At 66.7% G+C, this 20,212-nt stretch carries 17 protein-coding genes; 14 read left to right on the top strand and 3 right to left on the bottom strand.

Annotation, left to right across the window (positions count from 1 at the left end; translation table 11 throughout):
- The first annotated feature begins 3 nt into the window (after positions 1–3).
- From M673_RS18095 to dhaL, 5 genes are all read left to right on the top strand, one after another.
- The gene (locus M673_RS18095; protein WP_061978105.1) at positions 4–1,365 is read left to right on the top strand and encodes an LLM class flavin-dependent oxidoreductase; all 1,362 of its coding nucleotides are present in this window, start codon (positions 4–6) and stop codon (positions 1,363–1,365) included.
- Between the two features lie 794 nt (positions 1,366–2,159).
- On the top strand, positions 2,160–3,107 hold the full coding sequence (locus M673_RS18090) for a substrate-binding domain-containing protein (RefSeq protein ID WP_061978104.1): 948 nt from the start codon (positions 2,160–2,162) through the stop codon (positions 3,105–3,107).
- Positions 3,108–3,184: 77 nt separating this feature from the next.
- A complete protein-coding gene (locus tag M673_RS18085) occupies positions 3,185–4,714 on the top strand; it encodes a sugar ABC transporter ATP-binding protein (RefSeq protein ID WP_061978103.1) in 1,530 nt (509 codons plus the stop codon).
- Positions 4,704–5,708 (top strand): ABC transporter permease, encoded by a 1,005-nt coding sequence (locus M673_RS18080; RefSeq protein WP_061978102.1) that lies wholly within the window; start codon positions 4,704–4,706, stop codon positions 5,706–5,708. The genes M673_RS18085 and M673_RS18080 overlap by 11 nt, the downstream gene beginning before the upstream one ends.
- A 21-nt stretch (positions 5,709–5,729) precedes the next feature.
- Complete coding sequence (dhaL, locus tag M673_RS18075) at positions 5,730–7,508, top strand: dihydroxyacetone kinase subunit DhaL (protein WP_061978101.1); 1,779 nt, start codon at positions 5,730–5,732, stop codon at positions 7,506–7,508.
- 51 nt (positions 7,509–7,559) lie between these two features.
- Here the strand turns inward: dhaL and M673_RS18070 are convergent, their stop codons facing one another.
- Positions 7,560–8,516 (bottom strand): sugar-binding transcriptional regulator, encoded by a 957-nt coding sequence (locus M673_RS18070; RefSeq protein WP_061978100.1) that lies wholly within the window; start codon positions 8,514–8,516, stop codon positions 7,560–7,562.
- Between the two features lie 360 nt (positions 8,517–8,876).
- Here M673_RS18070 and M673_RS18065 point away from each other — a divergent pair, with 360 nt between their 5' ends.
- The 9 genes from M673_RS18065 to M673_RS18025 all read left to right on the top strand — a co-directional run bounded on the left by M673_RS18065 (position 8,877) and on the right by M673_RS18025 (position 18,209).
- The gene (locus M673_RS18065; protein WP_061978099.1) at positions 8,877–9,920 is read left to right on the top strand and encodes a substrate-binding domain-containing protein; all 1,044 of its coding nucleotides are present in this window, start codon (positions 8,877–8,879) and stop codon (positions 9,918–9,920) included.
- Between the two features lie 122 nt (positions 9,921–10,042).
- Positions 10,043–11,281, top strand: a complete 1,239-nt coding sequence (locus tag M673_RS18060; RefSeq protein ID WP_061978098.1) for an urea ABC transporter substrate-binding protein — start codon at positions 10,043–10,045, stop codon at positions 11,279–11,281.
- A gap of 58 nt (positions 11,282–11,339) precedes the next feature.
- Positions 11,340–12,206 (top strand): branched-chain amino acid ABC transporter permease, encoded by an 867-nt coding sequence (locus M673_RS18055; protein WP_061978097.1) that lies wholly within the window; start codon positions 11,340–11,342, stop codon positions 12,204–12,206.
- Positions 12,206–13,255 carry an ABC transporter permease subunit gene (locus M673_RS18050; protein WP_061978096.1) on the top strand — a complete coding sequence of 350 codons (1,050 nt, stop codon included), beginning with the start codon at positions 12,206–12,208 and terminating at the stop codon, positions 13,253–13,255. Before M673_RS18055 ends, M673_RS18050 begins: the two co-directional genes overlap by 1 nt.
- Before the next feature lies 1 nt (position 13,256).
- On the top strand, positions 13,257–13,985 hold the full coding sequence (locus M673_RS18045; RefSeq protein WP_061978095.1) for an ATP-binding cassette domain-containing protein: 729 nt from the start codon (positions 13,257–13,259) through the stop codon (positions 13,983–13,985).
- A complete protein-coding gene (locus M673_RS18040; RefSeq protein ID WP_061978094.1) occupies positions 13,985–14,686 on the top strand; it encodes an ABC transporter ATP-binding protein in 702 nt (233 codons plus the stop codon). Before M673_RS18045 ends, M673_RS18040 begins: the two co-directional genes overlap by 1 nt.
- 83 nt (positions 14,687–14,769) lie before the next feature.
- Complete coding sequence (locus M673_RS18035) at positions 14,770–16,284, top strand: amidase (RefSeq protein WP_061978093.1); 1,515 nt, start codon at positions 14,770–14,772, stop codon at positions 16,282–16,284.
- A 9-nt stretch (positions 16,285–16,293) separates the two neighbouring features.
- Complete coding sequence (locus M673_RS18030; RefSeq protein WP_061978092.1) at positions 16,294–16,590, top strand: putative quinol monooxygenase; 297 nt, start codon at positions 16,294–16,296, stop codon at positions 16,588–16,590.
- Positions 16,591–16,604: 14 nt separating this feature from the next.
- Positions 16,605–18,209, top strand: a complete 1,605-nt coding sequence (locus M673_RS18025; protein ID WP_061978091.1) for a GMC family oxidoreductase — start codon at positions 16,605–16,607, stop codon at positions 18,207–18,209.
- Between the two features lie 25 nt (positions 18,210–18,234).
- On the opposite strand, the gene M673_RS18020 is transcribed toward M673_RS18025, so the two are convergent.
- Together M673_RS18020 and M673_RS18015 are read right to left on the bottom strand one after the other, a co-directional pair.
- Complete coding sequence (locus M673_RS18020; RefSeq protein ID WP_061978090.1) at positions 18,235–18,651, bottom strand: MarR family winged helix-turn-helix transcriptional regulator; 417 nt, start codon at positions 18,649–18,651, stop codon at positions 18,235–18,237.
- Between the two features lie 363 nt (positions 18,652–19,014).
- Positions 19,015–20,196 carry a hypothetical protein gene (locus M673_RS18015; protein ID WP_061978089.1) on the bottom strand — a complete coding sequence of 394 codons (1,182 nt, stop codon included), beginning with the start codon at positions 20,194–20,196 and terminating at the stop codon, positions 19,015–19,017.
- Positions 20,197–20,212 lie beyond the last annotated feature (16 nt).

Below are 20,212 nucleotides of genomic sequence, written 5' to 3'. Positions count from 1 at the left end.
CGAATGCCGAAAGAGATCGTCCTCAACGCCTTCACGATGAACTGCGTCGGCCATATCAATCACGGCCTCTGGACCCATCCGCGCGACCGGTCGGCCGACTACACCAAACTGTCCTACTGGACCGACCTCGCCCGCACGCTGGAGGCGGGCCTGTTCGACGCGGTCTTCATTGCCGACATCGTGGGCGTCTACGACGTCTACCAGGATTCGATCGACCTCACGGCGCGCGAAAGCATCCAGCTTCCCGTCAACGACCCGACCCTTCTCGTGCCGGCCATGGCGGCGGTGACGCGCGGGCTCGGCTTCGGCGTCACGGTCAACACGGGCGTCGAGCATCCCTATACGTTCGCCCGGCGCTTCTCGACGCTCGACCATCTGACGGACGGGCGCGTCGGCTGGAACATCGTAACCGGCTATCTCGACAGCGCCGCGCGCGCCGTGGGCCGCGACGCCATGGCCGAGCACGACACGCGATACGACCGGGCCGACGACTATCTCGATCTTCTCTACAAGCTCTGGGAAACGAGCTGGGAGGACGGGGCCGTGCGGCGCGACAAGGGGGGCCGCGTCTATGCCGACCCGGCCCGCATCCACGAGATCCATCACGACGGCCCGTTCTACCGCTCGCGCGGCACGCATCTCTCCGAACCCTCGCCGCAGCGCACGCCCGTCCTGTTCCAGGCCGGAACGTCGGGCCGGGGCCAGCGCTTCGCCGCGACCCATGCCGAATGCGTCTTCATCTCCGCGCCCGATCCGCAGACCGCCCGGCGCCTGTCGCGCCAGCTTCGCGAGGCGGTGGTCGCGGCGGGGCGGCGGGCGGACGACATCCGCATCCTCGTCGGCCTCAGCGTCGTCACCGGCGAAAGCGACGCGGCCGCGCGCGAGCGGCACGAAGACTATGTCCGTCACGCCAACCCCGAAGCGGGCCTTGCGCATTTCGCCGCCGGCAGCGGCATCGACTTCTCGCGCTTCGATCTGGACGAGGAGATCGCCTACGGCCCGACCAACGCCATCCAATCCACCACAGCGCTTGCCCGCGAGCGCGGGCTGACCAAACGCCAGCTTCTGGACGGTCTCTCGCTCGGCGGGCGCTATCCTCTGATCGTCGGCAGCGGCGAGACGGTGGCTGATGAGATGGGACGCTGGATCGAGGAAGGCGAGATCGACGGGTTCAACCTGACACGCACCGTCGTCCCCGAAAGCTTCGAGGACTTCGTCCGCTTCGTGGTGCCCGCGCTTCAGGAGCGCGGCCTCTATAAGACCGGCTACAGCGAGGGCACGCTGCGCCAACGCCTTTTCGGACGGGGAAACGGCTTGACGGAGCGCCATCGCGGCCGCGAGATCCGTCGGCAGGCCAGGGCATAGCGTAAGGCTTAAGCAAAGGGCGCGGGCACGGCTGATCCGGCCCCGCTCGCGGCTTGCTAACCCCCATGTGCGGGCGCCGGTCAGCATCGCGGCAGTGGGGCTGCCACGTTCAGATGCGCAATGCCCTGTCCTATGTCCCGAGCGCCCGGCGGAGCACTGGCGGCACGCCTTCGTCCAGCCCGGCCGCGCTAGCGCGGCTCGGGCGTTGCGCCGCGTAGCCGACCGACTCCGGGGATAGTGTCCCAACGCATGGGCACCTTCATCATCGATAGCAAAACCGACATGCTGGCGCATCTGGCCCTTCCCGGTCAGCGCCTGGCCCGGAATCGTTCGACAGACTCGCCGAGCGATTGAGCAAGGAGGGGAAGCGGCGGGCCGACGTCGTCGGCCTTTTCTCCAACGAGAGCTCCATCATCCGCCTCACCGTTGCTGTCCTCCTCGCAGCCAACGGCGATGGACAAGCGCGGAACCCCTCCAGGCAAACTGAGCCGATGGCCGACCTCATGGCCCCGGCGCCAAGCCGAAAGCCGCGCCCGTTCCCCACCATGTCGGCGTACGCGATCACCGCGCGGCCCGCTTTTCCCAGCTCACACTCCAAGAACGCGGACGAAGAACCCTCCGAAGACCGCGGTTCTCTTCGGCGCGGAACGCCTCCTGAACTCCCCAAAACACACGCTGAGATACGATTGTAAATTTTATTTTACATCTGTATGAATAGGGACGGCGCCCGTTTGGAGAGGTGGGTGTCGATGGTGGAGGGCGCGTTGACGCGCTGGACGAACGGGAGACGAACGATGAAGAAACTGGCACTCGCCCTGGCTGGCGCGGCGGCCCTGATGCTTCCTTTGACCGCGAGCGCGCAGGACGCGCCGGGCACGATGAAGAAGGCCAGCTACCGCTTCCTGATCGTGCCGAAGGTCGTCCATCCTTGGTTCGACAAGGTCAACGAAGGCGCACAGATGGCCGCGGCCGCCCTCAAGGCGCAGACCGGGTCCGATATCGAGATCGTCTATTCCGCGCCGCAGACGGCCGACGTCGTGCAGCAGGTTCAGATCGTGGAAAGCGCGATCTCCACCCGCCCCGATGGCATCGCGATCGACCTCTTGGACCCCTCGGGCAACCGCGCCTCGCTGGAAGCGGCGCAGGGCCAGAAGATTCCCTTGGTGGTCTTCGATTCCGTCGCGCCCGAGGGCATGAAGATCCCGACGATCGGGATGGACTTCTGCAAGCAGGCCAAGATCGCCTCGAACCGTCTGGTCGAGATGCTGGGCGGCGAAGGCGAGGTCGCGATCATGATGGGCGTTCCGACCGCCCCCAACCACTCGATCCGCGCCCAGTGCCACCGCGACGTCTTCGCCGCGCATCCCGGCATCAAGGTCGTGGCCGAGGGCATCGACAACGACAGCATCGAGACCGCACAGAGCCAGGCGGCCGCGATCATGCAGGCCCACCCGAACCTCAAGGGCTGGGTGGCGTCGGACGCGGCCGGCCCGATCGGCATCGGTCAGGCGATCGTGGAATCGGGCAAGCAGGACAAGGTGAAGATGGTCGGCCTCGACAATCTCAACGAGATGCTGGACCTGATCCGCTCGGGCGTCGCCGACAGCTCGTCCGCCTCGCTCCCCGAGATGCAGGGCTACTGGTCCGTCATGCTGCTGTGGGCCCAGGTCACCGGCGCGCCCGTGCCGGACTATGTCGACACCGGCAGCGCGTTCCTGACGAAGGCGAATGTCGGCGGCTGAGCCATCGCGCGCGGGGGGTGGCTGACGCCGCCCCTCGCGCCGCTCCGTCGAACGACCGGCCAACCTCGGGAGGAAGCATGGCCTATCTCGAAACACGGGGGCTCAGCCGCGAATTCCCCGGCGTAAAGGCGCTTACCGACGTCGATCTCTCGATCGAGCTCGGGCGCACCCACATTCTGGCCGGCGAGAACGGCGCGGGCAAGTCGACGCTGGTCAAGATCCTCACCGGCTCCGACCGGGCGAGCGCGGGAGCGATCCGCATCGACGGCGCGGACCCGACCGAGCGCCCCGACCTCTTCCGCAAGATTGCCTACGTGCCGCAGGAACTGTCCCTGTTCCCGGACGTCAGCGTAGCGGAAAATCTGTTCATGCCCTTCGATCGGACGGGGCATGGCGGCCTTGTGAACCGGCGGCGCCTCGAGGCCGAGGCGCAGACTTATCTCGACCGGTTCGGCATCGAGGCGCGGCCGGGCGATCTCGTGCGCCACATCTCCGTACCCGACCAGCAGCTCCTGCAGATCGCGCGCGCCTCCACCAACCGGGAAATGAAGGTCCTGATCCTCGACGAGCCGACCTCGGCGCTGACGGCGCGCGAGGTGGAGCGCGTGTTCAAGGTCATCCGGGGCTTCCTCGACAGCGACCATGCGATCGTCTTCATCTCGCACAAGATGGAGGAGGTCTTCGCCATCGGCGACGACTACACCGTCCTGCGCAATGGCGAGAAGGTCGAGGCCGGGCGCATCGCCGACATCGACGAGCCGGCACTGATCCGGGCCATGTCCGGCCGCGCGATCACGATGGACGACCATTTCCGGCCCCAGTGCCCCCTCGGTGAGCCGATCTTGGAGGTGGAAGGGCTTTCCGGCCCCATGTTCCAGGATGTCAGCTTCACCTTGCGGCGCGGCGAGATTCTCGGTTTCGCCGGTCTCGTGGGCGCGGGGCGCTCGGAGCTGATGCAGACGATCTTCGGCTTCCGCAAGGCTGGCGGGGGCACCGTGCGCGTCGAGGGCCAGCCCTGGCGTCTCGACGACACCGCCTCGTCGGTGCGGGGCGGCATGCTCTACCTCTCGGAGGAGCGCAAGCACCACGGCATCTTCCCGCTCCTGTCGCTCCGCGAGAACATCGGCATCTCCGTTCTCTCGCTGACCACCGGCGCCGCCGGGATCGACAGGCGCAAGGAACACGGCATCGTCCAGCGGATCATCGACGACTACGGCATCCGCACGTCGGGCATGGGCAAGCGCATCTCGCAGCTTTCGGGCGGCAACCAGCAGAAGGCCATCATCGGCCGGGCCATGGCGACCACGCCGCGCATCCTGATCTTCGACGAACCCACCAAGGGCATCGACATCCGCACCAAGGCCGAGATCTACAAGATCATGAAGTCGCTCGCCGAGGAGGGCGTCGGCATCATCCTGATCTCGTCGGAGATGACCGAGCTGCGCCGCTGCGCGAGCCGCATCGTCACCATGCATTCGGGCCGCCTCACCGGCAGCTTCGACGCCGCGACCACCGACGCCGAAACCCTTGTCGGCGCGATCTTCGCCACCGGCCCTTCCCCCATCCTTCCAGGACACGTCCCGTCGGAGGCTCCCCATGTCAACTGATGCCGCATCGACCAAGGACGCCAGGACCGAGCGCGCCGGCGCGCTATCGCTCCTCCTGCGCAATCCGCTCGCCGGCGTCTTCGCCGCGCTGCTGGCGATCTTCGTGATCTCGGCTGTGATTTCGCCCTACTTCCTATCGGGCTACAACATGTCGGTGATCGCGCGTGGGCTCGCCTTCGTCGGGCTGATCACGATCGCGCAGTCCTCGCTGATGATCCTGGGCGAGCTCGACCTGTCGCTCGGCGTCATCGGCGGCCTGTGCGGCGTCGTGTCGGGCATGCTGATGGTCCAGGCCGGGCTTTCGCCGCTGGCCGCGCTTCCCCTGGCGCTGTTTCTCGGCATGGCGCTCGGCTTTCTCAACGGGCTCCTCGTCACCCGGCTCGGGCTCCATTCGCTGGTGCTCACGATCGGCACCGCCGGCATCTACGGGGGCGCGATCCTCGTTCTCACCAAAGGCGTCGCCATCACCGGCATCCCGGCCGACATCCAGTTCCTGGGGCGGGGCGACGTGCTCCTCCTACCGGTTCCGTTCGTCATCATGCTGGTCGTCCTGGCGATCGCGCTCTTTCTCATCCTGAAGACGCCGATGGGCCGCTACATGTATGCGATCGGCAACAATCCGGCCGCCGCGCGCATGCTCGGCATCCGGGTGGATCGCATCCGGCTTCTGGTCTTCACCCTGGCGGGACTTCTGTCGGCGCTCGCGGGCCTACTGATGGTCGCGCGCCTCGGCACGGCCCAGCCGTCCATCGGACAGACCTGGGTTCTCGCGCCCATCGCGGCGGCCGTCATCGGCGGCGTCGCGACCACGGGCGGCGTCGGCTCGCCGCTCGGCGCGATCTTCGGCGCGGGCATCATCGCCATCATCGAGAACATCATCGTGCTCTTCGGCGTGTCCCCCTACTGGCAGGGCATCGTGTCCGGCGCGATCGTGGTTCTCGCGATCTCCTTCGACGCGCTCTCGCGCCGCTATCTCCGCCGCGACGCGGCCTGACAGTCTCGAAAGACCAAGCTCGTGACCAAGACCAAGAAACTCATCAACGCCCCCGAGACGATCATCGCCGAGCTGATCGGCGGAATGACCGCCGCCCATTCCGATCTGCTGCGCGTCGAAGGGCAGACGGGCCGGGCCATCGTCGCGGTGGACGGGCCGCGCGACGGCAAGGTCGGCGTCGTCGTCGGCGGCGGCTCGGGGCATGAGCCCGCCTTCGCCGGCTATGTCGGGCGGGGTCTGGCGGACGCCGCCGCGATCGGCAACATCTTCGCCTCGCCCTCGCCCGAGCACATCCTCGACGCCGCGCGCGCGGCCGACGGCGGAGCGGGCGTGGTCCTGCTCTACGGCAACTACACCGGCGACGTCCTGAACTTCACCATGGCGGCGGAGGAGTTGGAAGCCTCGGGCGTCCCGGTCCGCCATGTGGCCGTGGCGGACGACGTCGCCTCCGCGCCGTTCGATCGACGGGGCGAGCGGCGCGGCATCGCGGGCGATTTCTTCGTCTTCAAGATCGCGGGCGCGGCCGCCGACCAGGGCGAACCCCTGGCGCGGGTCGAGGCGCTGGCGTGCAAGGCCAACGACGCGACGCTGTCGATGGGCGTCGCGCTCGGCCCCTGCTCGCTGCCCCAGACCGGCAAGCCGAACTTCGAGATCGGCGACGACGAGATGGAAATCGGGATGGGCCTGCACGGCGAGCCGGGCGTGCGGCGCCAGACCCTGGCCTCCGCCGATACCGTCACCGACGAGCTGATGGAAACGATCCTGAACGAGCTCGCGCCGCCTGAGGGCTCGCGCGTCGCGGTGCTGGTGAACGGCCTCGGCTCGACCTCCTATGTCGAACTCTACATCATCTTCAACCGGGTCAAGCAGCTGCTCGACGCGCGCGGCATCGCGATCCATCGCTCCTGGGTCGGCGAATACGCGACCTCTCTGGAGATGGCGGGCGCCTCGATCACCCTCCTGAAGCTCGACGACGAATTGACGGGCTTGCTCGACCATCCCTGCCGGTCGGTCGCGCTCACCGTCGGATCGGCGGAAACAGGCTCGACCGCCTCGGTTCGCACGGCGCTCGCCTCCCCGAGGAAAAGCGCGGCGCAGACCCCGACAGAAGACGCCAGCCAGCGGCCGCTGCGCCGCGAAGGCGCGGTCACGCCGGCCCTCTTCCGCCACATGATGCTGCGCGTGGGCGACGAGATCATCGCCGAGAAGGACTGGCTGTCGGAGCTCGACGGCGTGATCGGCGACGGCGATCATGGCGTCACCATGGAAATCGGCTGGAAGGCGGTCCAGACGGCGCTCGCAGACGTTCGCGAGGAAGAAACGATCGAAGGCCTCTGCAAGCGCATGGCCAAGGCGTTTCTGGACGCGGTCGGCGCTTCGTCCGGGCCTCTCTACGCCACCGCGTTTCTGCGCGCCGGGGCGGCGGTCGGCGATCGGCTGAACCTCGACGGGGCAGGCATTGCCACATGGCTCGCCGCCGCCTTGCAGGGCATTCAGGATCGCGGCCGGGCGGAACCCGGCGACAAAACGATGATCGACGCCTGGGTGCCGGCTGTCGCCGCCGCCAGGGAGCAGGCGGGGGGCGGCGCGTCGGAGCTTTCCGTTCTGCAGGCGGCGCGCGACGGCGCCGAGGCCGGCATGAAGGCGACCGCCGACCTCGAGTCGCGGCGCGGGCGCTCCTCCAAGCTGGGCGTCCGCTCCAAGGGGCATATCGATCCGGGCGCAGCCTCGTCCTTCGTCATCCTGCGCGCCATGACGGCGGCTCTCGAAGGCGCGACGCCAGAGCCGCAGCCGGCCTGATCCCGGACGGGGCGCCCCCTTTCGCGGGTGGGCGCCCCGGTCCTCGATCGTTCAGCGCGGGCCGGCCAATAGGGCGCGCGCCACGCCTTCGTTGGTGACGAGGCGGTTGACGTAGCCGCCTCGCAGGATCGCACGGATGATCTGGATCTTGTCGATCCCGCCCGACACCAGGACCGAATAGGGCTTGAGCTTCAGCTTGTCGGGACTGAGCGCCATGACCGACTCGTTCAGGAAATGGTCGATCGGCCTTCCCTGCATGTCGAGAAAGCATCCCATGAGCTCGCCCACCGCGCCGAGGCGAAGGATGTCGTCGAGATGGTCCTTGACCACGCGGATCTGGGTCAGCGTCGTGTCCTGCGTCAGCGCTCCGCAGGAGGTCATGCCGAAATCGGCGATTTCCGTGCGGGCCAGAACGTCGGTCAACTCGTCGTTGAGGAGCAGGGCTTCCCGGCTTTCGGCGGTCGCGCAGTAGATCGGCGCGGTCAGATAATGGCATTCGACGCTCATCAGCCGGGCGAAGCTGGTGGCGACCTCGAACGTGTTGGTGCCCGACGAGCGCGTGACGCCGCCCGTCAGCCCGACCACCCAGGATCGCGGATGCGGCTTGGCCGGAATCTTGCGCACGGCAAAGCTCAAGGTTCGCCCGCTGGCGATGCCGATCCCGAGATCCTTGCCCTCGATCAGAGCGGCGGTCAGGGTTCCCGCCGCTTCGCCGATCACCCTCTTCTGCTCGATATAGTCGGAGACGTCGGGCACCACGACCACCTCCACCAGCCCGTAGCGCTCCCCCACCGCTTCGCCTAGGGCGATGCAGTCGCTCAAGGGGAGCTTCACATCGACATGAACCATCCCGTCGGCGCGAACCTGGCCGATGATCTTGTTCACCTTCAGCCGCGTGAGGTTCAGCTGGGAGGCGATCTCCTGCTGGGTCAATCCACCGACGAAGTAGAACCAGGCCACCCGGGCGCGTTCCAGTTCGTCGTTCAATCCTTCGATATCCGCTCGCATGGCGGAGTGCTTATCACAGGACAAGCCGGTCGGCGCTCGGCAAGCGGATCAATTTCCACAAGGCGACTATAGTGTCGCGACGGGCCGAACCGAACGCTTCTTAGCCAATGTCCGCCCCTCCGCGATGCAGCGCACCGGCACCGTTTCGAACAGGCGGCGAAGGAGACCGCTGTCGCGAAAACGGCCGTGACGGTTCTCCCTAGACAGTCGAGCGATCTGGCACGTCGCCATTCGGCCGGGTTCGGTCGCAACGGACCCGCCTTGGTGTTGGCACGACATCTGCATGCCAGCGAACCAGCATGCCGCGACGTGGGTCAGACATGGCCTTCCGCCCGCAGGCATGGGAAGGAAACTTCGGCGATGAAACTGGGCTTGCTCGTTCCACAACAAGGCCCCAGCGGTCTTTGGGCCGCGTCGGCCATCTGCTGCGCGGAGCTGGCGGTTCTCGAATTGAACGAGCGGGGCGGCGTCCTCGGCCAGCCGGTCGAACTCGTCTCGATCGATGCGGGGGCGAGCGGCGCGAGCGCGGCCTCCGCCGCCGAAGAGGCCATCGGCGAGCGCGGCGTTGAAGCGATCGTCGGGATGTTTCCAAGCTATGCGCGCACGCCCGTCGCGCGGGCGATCGGTCGCCGCGTCCCCTTCGTCTATACGCCGCAATTCGAGGGGTTCGAGCGCGACAAGGGGATCGTGACCACCGGCGAAACCGCGCGCGAACTGTTGGGGCCGGCCATCGAGTGGTTCAAAGGCCATGGCGCGCCCAAACGCTTTTTCCTCTGCGGCAACGACTATATCTGGCCGCGCGCAAGCCTCGCCGTCGCCCGCGCCATGATCGGTCACTCCTCGGTCGGCTCCGTCGTCGGCGAGCGCTACCTGCCGCTCGGCGACCAGAGCTACCACGAGCTGCTGGCCTGCATCGCCGCCAGCCGGGCCGACGTGGTTCTGCCTTTCTTTCTCGGCTCGGAAGCCATCGCCTTCCACAGAGCCTTCTCGGACGCGGGCCTTACATCCCGTGCCCTGCGGTTCACGCCCGCCTTGGACGAGACGATCCTCTACGGGATCGGCGAGCGGGCGACCGACAATCTCTATGCCTCGTCGGCCTATTTCGGCGCCGTCGCCTCTCGCAACAACGGCGCCTTTCTGGAACGCTACCACCGCCTGCACGGCGAATCCCCACCGCCCGCCAACGCTTTCGGCCAGTCCTGCTACGAGGGCGTCCACTGCCTGGGCTCGCTGATCGAAGCGGCAAACACGCTCAACGCGGGTGCGGTTTCGCGAGAACTCGGCCGCACGCGCCAGCATAGGACGGCGCGCGGAGAGGATCGCGATCCCATCGCCGGCGCCCGGCAGCCGATCCATTTCGCGCGGGTGGACGGTTACGATTTCACCGTACTGCCCACAAGTTAATCATTTTCATACGTCGCCAAAAAATTAGGAGCCGCACCGCAATAATTACTTGCCAAGTGAAATAATTTTGACTGAACTGGCCTTGTTCGCCGATGTCCGGCTCCGTTTTCCGGGACGCTCACATGGTCATTTCCCGTCGTCACTTCCTGCGCTCGTCCGCGACCTTCGCCGCTGCGACGCTCGCTTCGCCGGCGATCTTCACGCGCGGCGCCTTCGGCCAGGAGGATCCGATCCTCGTCGGCTCCCTCCACGACCAGTCCGGCCCGATCGCCGCATCCGGCGTGCCGATGGTGGAGAGCCTCAATCTCGGAATCTCGGAGGTCAACGCGGCCGGCGGGCTCCTGGGACGCCCGCTCAAGCTGGTGCATTACGACACGCAATCGAACATCCAGATGTATTCGCAATATGCCCAGCAACTCGCCGTGCGCGACAAGGTGGCCGTGGTCCACGGCGGCATCACCTCCGCCTCCCGCGAGGCCGTGCGGCCGACCTTCTCGCGCTTTCGCACGCTCTACTTCTACAACACGCTCTATGAAGGCGGCGTGTGCGACCGCAACACGTTCTGCACCGGCACGACGCCGGCGCAGACGGTCGAGAAGCTCGTGCCCTACGCTATGGGAAAGAGCGGCAAGCGCGTCTACATCATCGCGGCCGACTACAATTACGGCCAGATCACCGCCAAGTGGATGCAGAAATACGTCAAGGACCATGGCGGGGAGACCCTGTCGGTCGACTTCTTTCCTCTGGACGTGACCAATTTCGGGCCGACCATCTCCAAGATTCAGGCCGCCAAGCCCGATCTCATCCTGTCGGCGCTGGTCGGCGGCAATCACACCGCCTTCTATCGCCAATGGGCGTCGGCGGGGATGAAGAGCCAGATCCCGATCGCCTCCACCACCTTCGGCCTCGTCAACGAACCCTCGACGCTGGACGCGGCCGAAAGCGACGGCATCATCGGCGCCTACGGCTATTTCGAGGAACTGACGACGCCGGCCAGCACGGCCTATGTCGGCGCGCTGAAGAAGGCGTCGCCCTCCATTCCCTATATCAGCGAGCTCGCCTGCGGCACCTATGAGGGCTTCCACCTCTGGGCCGAGGCCGTGAAGAAGGCGGGCACGATCGAGCGCATGGCGGTGATCGAGGCCCTGGAGACGGGCCTGTCCTTCGACGGTCCGAGCGGCAAGGTCACGATCGATCATCCGACCCACCACACCACGCGCAACGCCTATCTGGCGGATGTGAAAGAGCGGAAGTGGAACGTCCTCGAGACCTACACCGACGCCAAGCCGCTCGACACCGCCGCCGTCTGCGACCTCGTGAAGAACCCCGGCGACAACAAGCAGTACGAGATTTCGATCTGAGCTTCGCCATGCGGGGGCATGGCCCCCCGCGTCTCCCACTCCCGACGCGGTTCTGTCCATGGATCTTTCCGTCATTCTCGCGCTCGACGTTCTGAACGGCGCGGCCTCGCTTTTCCTCCTCTGCCTCGGTCTCGCGATCATCTTCGGCATGATGAAGATCATCAATCTGGCGCATGGCGAGTTCGTGATGCTCGGCGCCTATGCCACGGTCCTGTCCACCAATGCCGGCCTCAACATCTGGATCGCGATGCTGGTGGTCGCCCCGGTCTTCGTCGGCCTCGTCGGACTCGTCATCGAGCGCTGCCTGATCCGCTTCCTCTACGGGCGGCTCGTGGATTCCATGCTGGCGACCTGGGGCCTCAGCCTGTTCCTGATCGGGCTGGTGACCACTCTCTTCGGCAACACGATCAACGGCGTGCCCACCCCGCTCGGCGGCTTCGAGATCGGCGCCTATCGCTCGTCCTGGTACACGATCTTCCTGGTCGCGATGGCCCTGGCGATGATGGCCCTCGTCTACGGCGTCATGCGCTTCACGCGGTTCGGCCTCGTCGCTCGCGCCGTGATGCAGAACCCCGGCATGGCCGCCACGCTGGGGGTCAACACCGCCCACATCTACATGGCCACCTTCGCCCTCGGCGCGGCCGTCACGGGCCTTGCCGGCGGGCTTCTGGCGCCCGTCTCGGGCATCACCCCGGTCATGGGCTCGGCCTTCGTCGCCAAGAGCTTCATCACCGTCGTCGGCGGCGGCGCGGCGATCATCTCCGGCACCGCTTCGGCGGCCGGGCTTTTCGGCCTCGTCAACCAGATGGGCGCCTATCTCACCACGCCGGTCTATGGCGAGGTCATCCTGTTCCTGTCCGCGATCCTGCTCATCCGGCTCCTGCCGCAGGGCATTTCCGGCCGCTTCTTCAAGGGCACGCTGTGATGACGCGCCAGACCTCGCTCGCCCTCCAGTCGCTCGCCCTCCTGGCCGCGATCCTCCTCGTCGTCGCGCTGCCGAGCTACATGGATCTCTTCACCCTCATGCAGGTGACGCTGTTCGCCGCGATGGGCGTCCTGTCGCTCAGCCTCGCTTTCATCTGGGGCTTCGGCGGCATTCTTTCCTTCGGGCAGACCGCGTTCTTCGGCCTCGGCGCCTATGCCTACGCGATCGCCGCGATCAATTTCGGCGACAGCACCAACGCCATTCTCCTGGCCGTGCTGGTACCCGGCCTCTTCGCGGCGGCTCTGGGATACTTCGTCTTCTACGGGCGCATCAGCGAAGTCTATCTCGGCGTCATCACGCTGACCGTCACCCTGATCCTGTTCAACGTCGTCAACTCCACCGCCGGCGACAGCTACACGATCGGCACCGCGCGGCTCGGCGGTTTCAACGGAATCCCGGCCGTGCCGACCTTCAACATGCCCTATAGCCCCAGCGACATCCTTTCGCCGGAAGCCTCCTGGTGGGTGACGGCGGGCGCGCTGATCGGCGTTTATCTTCTCCTGCGGCTTCTTCTGGCCAGTTCCTTCGGCCGCGTCGCCGTCGCTGTGCGGGAGAACGAGACGCGCGCCGCCCTGCTCGGCTACGATCCGCGGATCATCAAGCTCGGCGTCTTCGTCGTCGGCGGGGCGGTCGCGGGGCTCGCGGGCGCGCTCTACGTCAATTGGGGCGCCTTCGTCGGACCCACGATCTTCTCCCTCTCGATCTCGGCGGAGATCATCATCTGGATCACGATCGGCGGGCTCGGCACGCTGCTGGGGCCGATCGTCGGCTGCTTCCTCATCCAGTATCTCGTCAGCCAGATCGGCTCGCAGCAGGCCTTCAACGCCAATCTGGTGCTCGGCGTCATTCTCGTGGCCTTCGTCCTGCTCCTGCCGCAAGGCATCGTGCCGACGATCCGCGACGGGCTCCTGCGCCTCGCGCGCTTGGGCCGGCCGCGCCGGGACGCCAAGTCGCTGGCGAGCGAACCCCATGCAGCTGGAGCCAAGTGAGATGAGCACCCTCGTTCCACTTCTGCAGACGCAAGGCCTGACGATGCGCTTCGGCGGCGTCGTCGCCAATGACGGGGTCGACTTCACGCTCGGCGAAATGGAGCTTCGCTGCCTGATCGGCCCGAACGGGGCGGGAAAGAGCACCTTCTTCAAGATGCTTACCGGGCAGCTCGTCCCCAGCGCCGGCACCATCGCCTTTCGCGGGCAGCCGGTCGCGGGAAGGGCCTCGCACGAAATCGCCCGCATGGGCATCGGCATCAAGACGCAGGTGCCCAACGTCTTCAACGGCCTCACGGTGCGCGAGAACATCTGGCTGGCCGCCCGCCGCAAGGCGACGCCGCGCAGGATCAACCCGATCGTGGACGAGATTCTGGAGAAGATCCGCCTCGGCCCTCACGCGAACGCCATCGTCGGCCAGTTGTCGCACGGCCAGCGCCAATGGGTCGAGATCGGCACCGTGCTCGCCGGCGATCCCGAGCTCATTCTCCTCGACGAGCCCGCCGCCGGCATGACCGACGAGGAAACCCATCGTACGGCGGAGATCATCCACGAGATCAATCTCACGCGGGCCATCGTCGTGGTCGAGCACGACATGGCTTTCATCAAGATGATCGCCCGGACGGTCACGGTCTTCCATCAGGGCCGGATCATGATGGAGGACACGATCGACAAGGTCCTGGCCGACACCCGCGTTCGCGACGTCTATCTCGGCAAGAAGGTGGCCGCCTGATGCAAGCGCTTCTCGACGTTTCCGGCCTCAAGGCCAGCTACGGGCGCGTCCCGATCCTGACCGGCATCGATTTTCACATGGCGCAGGGCGAGTTCCTCGGCATTCTCGGTCACAACGGCATGGGCAAGACGACCCTGATGAAGACGCTGATGGGGCAACTCGCCGCCACCGGCGGCTCGGTCCGCTTCAACAGCGAGGACATCACGAAGCGATCGACCCACAGCCGCTCGCGCCTCGGCCTCGGCCTCGTGCCGCAGGGGCGCGAGATCTTCCCCACGCTCACGGTGCGCGAAAACCTGCGCATGGGGCTGGCGAGTTCGAAGCGGGAGGACCCGGCGATCATCGAAGACGTGCTGACGGATTTCCCGCGTCTCGTGCGTCTCCTCGACCGGCGCGGCGGCGCGCTGTCCGGCGGGGAGCAGCAGCTTCTGGCGCTTGCCCGCTGCCTCTGCACCAAGCCGAAGCTGATCCTCCTGGACGAGCCGACCGAGGGCATCCAGCCCTCGATCATCGAGGAGATCATCGAGACGCTGCTCGGTCTCAAGCAGCGCTGGAGCCTCTCGATGATCATCGTCGAGCAGAACCTCGAATTCATCACCTCGCTCTCCGACCGGGTCCTCGGCATCACCAAGGGCCGCATCACGGGCGAGGTCAGCCGCCAGGATCTCCTGGCCGGGCGCGTCGGCATGGCCGCCGCCTGATCCCGTCACCGCCGCGCTCCGCTAGCCCGGCGCCCGTCCCAACCCCATCCCGTCAAGCTCGCACACCGCGAGAAGGAGGCCGTATGCCCATCACCCGCCCGAATGCCGACCAGGTCCTGGCGCTCGCCGACAGCCTCGGCATGACCATGACGCCGGAGGAGGCCGGCTCCTATCTCAAGCTGATGCAGGCCAATTTCGACGCGTACGACACGGTCGACGCCCTGCCCGACTTCGTGCCGCCGGTGCGCTATCCCCGCACGCCGGGCTACCGGCCGGTGGGCGAGGAGAACAAGCTTGGCGCCTGGTACTACAAGAGCGAGGTGAAAGGAGCGCCCGAGGGCAAGCTCGCGGGCAAGACCGTCGCCTTGAAGGACAATGTCTCCCTCGCGGGCGTGCCGATGATGAACGGCGCGGCAACGCTGGAAGGCTTCATCCCCCTTGCCGACGCCACGATCGTCACCCGCATGCTGGACGCCGGGGCCACGATCATGGGCAAGGCGGTCTGCGAGCATTTCTGCCTTTCGGGCGGCAGCCACACGTCCGACCCCGGCCCCGTCCACAATCCGCACAAGCATGGCTATTCGGCCGGCGGCTCCTCCTCGGGGTCGGGTGCGCTGGTGGCGGCGGGCGAGGTGGACATGGCCATCGGAGGCGACCAGGGCGGCTCGATCCGCATCCCCGCCTCCTATTGCGGCGTCTACGGAATGAAGGGCACGCACGGGCTCGTGCCCTATACCGGCGTCATGCCGATCGAATCCACGATCGACCATACGGGTCCGATGACGGCCAACGTCGCCGACAACGCCCTGCTGCTCGAAGTCCTGGCCGGCCCCGACGGCATGGACCCCCGCCAATACGCCCCCGAGGTCTCGTCCTACACCGAGGCGCTCGGCAAGGGCGCCAAGGGCCTGAGGATCGGCATCCTGAAGGAAGGCTTCGAAATACCCGGTATGCAGTCGGCCGTGGCCGATAAGGTCAGGGCCGGGGCCGCGCGCTTCGAGGCCATGGGGGCGATCGTCGAGGAGGTCTCTATCCCCGAACACAGGCTGACGGCCGCCGTCTGGAACCCGATCGGTCTGGAAGGCCTGACCATGCAGATGATGTTCGGCAACGGCATGGGGTTCAACTGGAAAGGCTATTACGATGTCGGTCTCATGGACGCGCACGCTGCCTGGCGCGACCGGGCCGACGAGCTCTCCAAGACGCTGAAGCTCTCGATGCTGGTGGGGCAATGGGGCCTGACCCATTATCGCGGCCGGTACTACGGCAAGGCCCAGAATCTGGCGCGCCAGATGAAGGCGGCCTACGAGGCGGTCTTCGCCTCCTACGATCTTCTTCTGTGCCCGACGCTTCCCTGCGTCGCCACGCCGATCCCCGGCAAGGACGCCCCGTTGGAGGAGGTGGTCGTGCGGGCCTTCGAGATGGTGTCGGCAACCTCGCCGATGGACGTGACCGGGCACCCTTCCATGTCGATCCCCTGCGGCCTCGTGGACGGGCTGCCCGTCGGGCTGATGCTGACAGGCAAGGACTATTCCGAGGCGACGATCTATCAGGCGGCGGCGGCCTTCGAGGCCGAAGGCGACTGGAAGAGCTTCTGAGGCGGGGCGATGAAGTCGATCAGCGCCGTGATCCGGGTCAAGCCGGGCCAGGAGGAGACGATGCGCAGCGCCCTGCTCGAGGTCGCCGCGCATGTCCGAGCGAGCGAACCCGACACGGTCGGGTTCTTCGTCTCGCAGGACCCCGCCGATCCCGCTCTTTTCACCACCTACGAGCGGTTCGCGGACGAGGCGGCGATGGCGAGGCACAATGCCTCGCCCACCGTCGCGCGCTTCTTCTCCATCGCCAAGCCCATCCTGGCGGCGGAGGTCGTCTTGGTCACCGCAGACGAGCTCTTCGCCAAATAGGACCGGACGCAGCGATGTACGACACGATCATTGTCGGCGCGGGCTCGGCGGGCTGCGTGCTCGCCGGGCGCCTTTCGGAAGATCCCGATCGGCGCATTCTCCTCCTCGAAGCCGGCGGCCCGCCGCCGCTTGCCTCCCGCATCCCGTCCGACTGGACGACGATGTTCGACACGTCCGTCGACTGGGGCTACCACACCGAGCGCCAGCCGGGCTGTCGAGGCCGGCGCATCTTCTGGCCGCGCGGCCGGATGGTCGGCGGCTCCGGCGCGCTCAACGCCATGATCTACATGCGGGGGCTTCCATCCGACTATGACGGTTGGGAGGCCATGGGCTGCCCGGGATGGGGATGGCGCGACGTGTTGCCGGGCTTCGTCGGTTTCGAGCGCAATCGCCGTCTCGGCAACGACCCGCTGCACGGCGCCGACGGACCGCTCGACGTCGAGGACCCCTCGCATACGGACGAGGGAGAACATCTCTGGCTCGCCGCCGCCATGGCCGCCGGCCACGCCCGCAATCCCGACTTCAACGGCGCTTCCCAGGCCGGCGTCGGCTTCTTCCAGACGACGACCCGCCATGGCGAGCGCTTCGGCACGGGCAAGGCCTATCTGGAGCCGGCCCTCGCCCGGCCGGGGCTGACGGTCGCGACGGGTGTTCTGACGACCCGAATTCTCGTCGAGAACGGCCGCGCGGTCGGCGTCGAGTACCTTCGAGGAGGGCGCCCCCAGGTGGCCTATGCCGCCTCGGAGGTCATCCTGTCTGCCGGCGCCATCGCCTCGCCGCACCTCCTCATGCTCTCCGGGATCGGGCCTGCCGACGAGCTTCGGGCGGTCGGGGTCGCGCCCGTTCACGATCTCCCCGGCGTCGGCAAGAGCCTTCAGGATCATCCGAACGTCGTGATCTCCTTCGCGGCCAACCGACCGATCGGATGGGGCAAGATGAACGAGGCCGATCTCGACCAAACGATGGAGGAATGGACCCGAAGCCGGACGGGACCGCGCACATCGAACTGGGTGTCGGCGGGCGGGCATGTCCGATCGCGTCCAGAGGTCGAACCGGACATCCAGCTCTATGGCGTGGCCAGCGCGCACCGCGACTATTCCCGCTTTCTCCACCACGGATCGGGGTTTTCGCTCTATGCGACGCTGCAGCGCCCGGAAAGCCGGGGCGAGATCCGCCTTCGCTCGGCCGATCCGCTGGAGGCCCCCGCGATCGACCCGCGCTACTTCTCGTCCGATCCGACGGGCCGGGACCTCAGCACCCTTGTCGAGGGCGTGAAGATCAACCGCGAGATCGCCGCCACGTCCCCGCTGAAAGATGTGATCGATCGCGAACTTACCCCGTCCGCCGAATGCCGCACGGACGCGGAGATCGCCTGGCATGTGCGCGGCCATTGCACCTCGCTCTACCACCCGTCGAGCACGTGCCGGATGGGAACGGACGAAGAGGCCGTGGTCGATCCCCGAACCTTCGCCGTGCGAGGGCTGGATGGGCTTCACGTCGCCGACGCTTCCGTATTTCCCCGAATGATTTCCGCCAATCTCAACGCCACGGTGATCCTCGTCGCCGAGCGGGCGGCGGAGGTCCTGGGTTCAGGGCGGAACGGCGGCGAAGCGGGCTGATTTTGTCGATCGAACGACGGAGCCGTCAGGACAGCCTTTGAAGGAAGCTTTCCAGCATTTCCTTCAGTCGCTTCGCGTCGTCGTTGCCATAGGTCTCCTCGACCCAGGTCTCGTGCTCGCTGACCTGTCGGCTTTGCGTGTCGAGAAGGCTCGTGCCCTTGGCGGACAGGAAGACGAGGATGCGGCGCCGATCCGCCGGATCGGGCGCGCGATAGACCAGCGCATCCTGCACCATGCGATCGATCAGCTTCGTTGCCGTCGGCGCGTTCAACCCCAACTCTTCCGCGATCGCGCCCATCGTCAGGCCCTGCCGCTCCGACAAGGCTTTCATCACGCGCCACTGATCGACGGGAACGCCTTCGGCTGCCAGCCGACGCATCATCTGTCGATTGGCTTGGGAAAGAAGATGCGACAGGTGGTCGTTCAGGAGACGCTTCGACATGGACTCAAAATCTGCTGGCTGAGCCAATCTAGGACCCAGGGCCGACTTTGAGAAGGCTTCGTCCTGAACAACCACGAGGGTGCGAACCTTCGGCTCGCAATCAGCGTCCATGACACTCAGGAGTCTCATGGACGCTTCGAGAGCGGCATCCTGCAGAGTTTGGCCGACATCTTCGCGCCCCAGCGTCTTGCCGCCACCCTGTTGAACACGGCGGGCCCGATCGACGTCAAATTCCCCTATCGCCAGAACGACACGACGATCGCCATGCAGGCTTCCTGAGCCAGAGCCATCGGTTCAGGAGCGCTTGGCCTCAAGACATCGGATGGACAAGGGTCAGCCCTTCCCGAAAAGGACGAAGCTGGCTCATACACTCCTCAGCGCCGACGCGATCCAGTCGAGCCGGCGGGCGGGCACGAGGCCGTAATTGTAGAAGTTGAGCCCATCGACACCGACCTCGAAAGCGGCCTCGACCCGCGTGGCGAGGTCCGATGCCCCTGTCATTTCTGGATAGAACAGGCGATAGCCGAGCCCAAGGAAGCCGTCCGGCCCGACCAGCGCCCGGCCTTGCCGCGCCAGTTGCGAAACGGCGACCGGGGTCCGGTCGTAGGCGCACAGCAGAAGCCCATCGAGAATGCGCGCGGCCGCCGCGAGATCGACGCCGCCGGCCCAGGCTTCGGGCAGGTCGACCAGCACGATCCGAGTGGCGGGATCGGCGGCCTCCCTGATGTCGGCGAGGAGGCTCGTGACGGGCTCGCTCCGCCAAAGGAGCAATTCGTGGAGCGCGGGCCAGCCCTCGAAAGCGTCGATCCCGCGCTCGGAAAAGTCAGGCCATCGCGCCTGCGGGATCTCGCGCTCGCAGGCCTCCGCGATGAAGCCGCGCACGGCGGCGCGCGCAGCGGGCATATCGACGCCGGCGCGCCCGGCCCTCGCCTCGCAATGCCGGCAGAAGCAGAGCGACAGTAGGAACTCGTCCTCCGCCAGGAGCCCGAGCCCGTCCTTTTCGTGGTGGTAGCCATGGGCGAAGCCCATAAAGTTCGGGCTTTCCAGTTCCAGCCGGTCGGGCCGGTAGCCGGTCGTGATGTCGCGCACCAAGGTCGTGACATAGCGGCGGGCGGCCGGGCTCGACGGGCAGAGCGCGTAATAATTGGGATCGTCGAAGGCCGTGCGCGTCACCTCGCCGGGATGCAGCATCCCGAGCCGCGTATTGTGCAGGCACACGGTCCAGGCCGAAACGGCCGGTCCGCCCGCCTCGCGCGCCCGGCAGAGCGCGGCCAGCATGTCGCCGCCCTCTTCGAGATTGCGGGCGACGAGCGGCTGGATCGAGGCGTCGGACCAGAGGGTGGGGTCGGGCCGGTAGTAGACCGTCCCGTCCTCGGGAAAATAGGCTTTTCGGACGGGGCTGCGCGGCTGAAGGAAACGACCGGCGTGATAGGACGTGGCGAGGCTCACCATGTTCAACCCGGCCCGCTCCGTCACGTCGCGCAAAAAGGCAGGCAGGCCGACATCCTGAATGTCCCAGGCATAGGTCCAGATCGATTTCTGCATTGCCGCGTCCCCTCCT

This window comes from Aureimonas sp. AU20 (genome assembly GCF_001442755.1).
Taxonomy (GTDB): Bacteria; Pseudomonadota; Alphaproteobacteria; order Rhizobiales; family Rhizobiaceae; genus Aureimonas.
Note: the sequence above shows the minus strand (reverse complement) of the source record. Positions and strands in the feature narration are given on the sequence as shown.

Bases quoted from the DNA above. Each gene is read 5' to 3' on its own strand.
- M673_RS18025 (WP_061978091.1), top strand. From the start codon at position 16,605: ATGTACGACACGATCATTGTCGGCGCGGGCTCGGCGGGCTGCGTGCTC.
- M673_RS18040 (WP_061978094.1), top strand. From the start codon at position 13,985: ATGCAAGCGCTTCTCGACGTTTCCGGCCTCAAGGCCAGCTACGGGCGC.
- M673_RS18090 (WP_061978104.1), top strand. From the start codon at position 2,160: ATGAAGAAACTGGCACTCGCCCTGGCTGGCGCGGCGGCCCTGATGCTT.
- M673_RS18065 (WP_061978099.1), top strand. From the start codon at position 8,877: ATGAAACTGGGCTTGCTCGTTCCACAACAAGGCCCCAGCGGTCTTTGG.
- M673_RS18045 (WP_061978095.1), top strand. From the start codon at position 13,257: ATGAGCACCCTCGTTCCACTTCTGCAGACGCAAGGCCTGACGATGCGC.
- M673_RS18070 (WP_061978100.1), bottom strand. From the start codon at position 8,516: ATGCGAGCGGATATCGAAGGATTGAACGACGAACTGGAACGCGCCCGG.
- M673_RS18055 (WP_061978097.1), top strand. From the start codon at position 11,340: ATGGATCTTTCCGTCATTCTCGCGCTCGACGTTCTGAACGGCGCGGCC.
- M673_RS18060 (WP_061978098.1), top strand. From the start codon at position 10,043: ATGGTCATTTCCCGTCGTCACTTCCTGCGCTCGTCCGCGACCTTCGCC.
- M673_RS18085 (WP_061978103.1), top strand. From the start codon at position 3,185: ATGGCCTATCTCGAAACACGGGGGCTCAGCCGCGAATTCCCCGGCGTA.
- M673_RS18050 (WP_061978096.1), top strand. From the start codon at position 12,206: ATGACGCGCCAGACCTCGCTCGCCCTCCAGTCGCTCGCCCTCCTGGCC.
- M673_RS18080 (WP_061978102.1), top strand. From the start codon at position 4,704: ATGTCAACTGATGCCGCATCGACCAAGGACGCCAGGACCGAGCGCGCC.
- M673_RS18035 (WP_061978093.1), top strand. From the start codon at position 14,770: ATGCCCATCACCCGCCCGAATGCCGACCAGGTCCTGGCGCTCGCCGAC.
- M673_RS18020 (WP_061978090.1), bottom strand. From the start codon at position 18,651: ATGTCGAAGCGTCTCCTGAACGACCACCTGTCGCATCTTCTTTCCCAA.
- M673_RS18095 (WP_061978105.1), top strand. From the start codon at position 4: ATGCCGAAAGAGATCGTCCTCAACGCCTTCACGATGAACTGCGTCGGC.
- M673_RS18030 (WP_061978092.1), top strand. From the start codon at position 16,294: ATGAAGTCGATCAGCGCCGTGATCCGGGTCAAGCCGGGCCAGGAGGAG.
- M673_RS18015 (WP_061978089.1), bottom strand. From the start codon at position 20,196: ATGCAGAAATCGATCTGGACCTATGCCTGGGACATTCAGGATGTCGGC.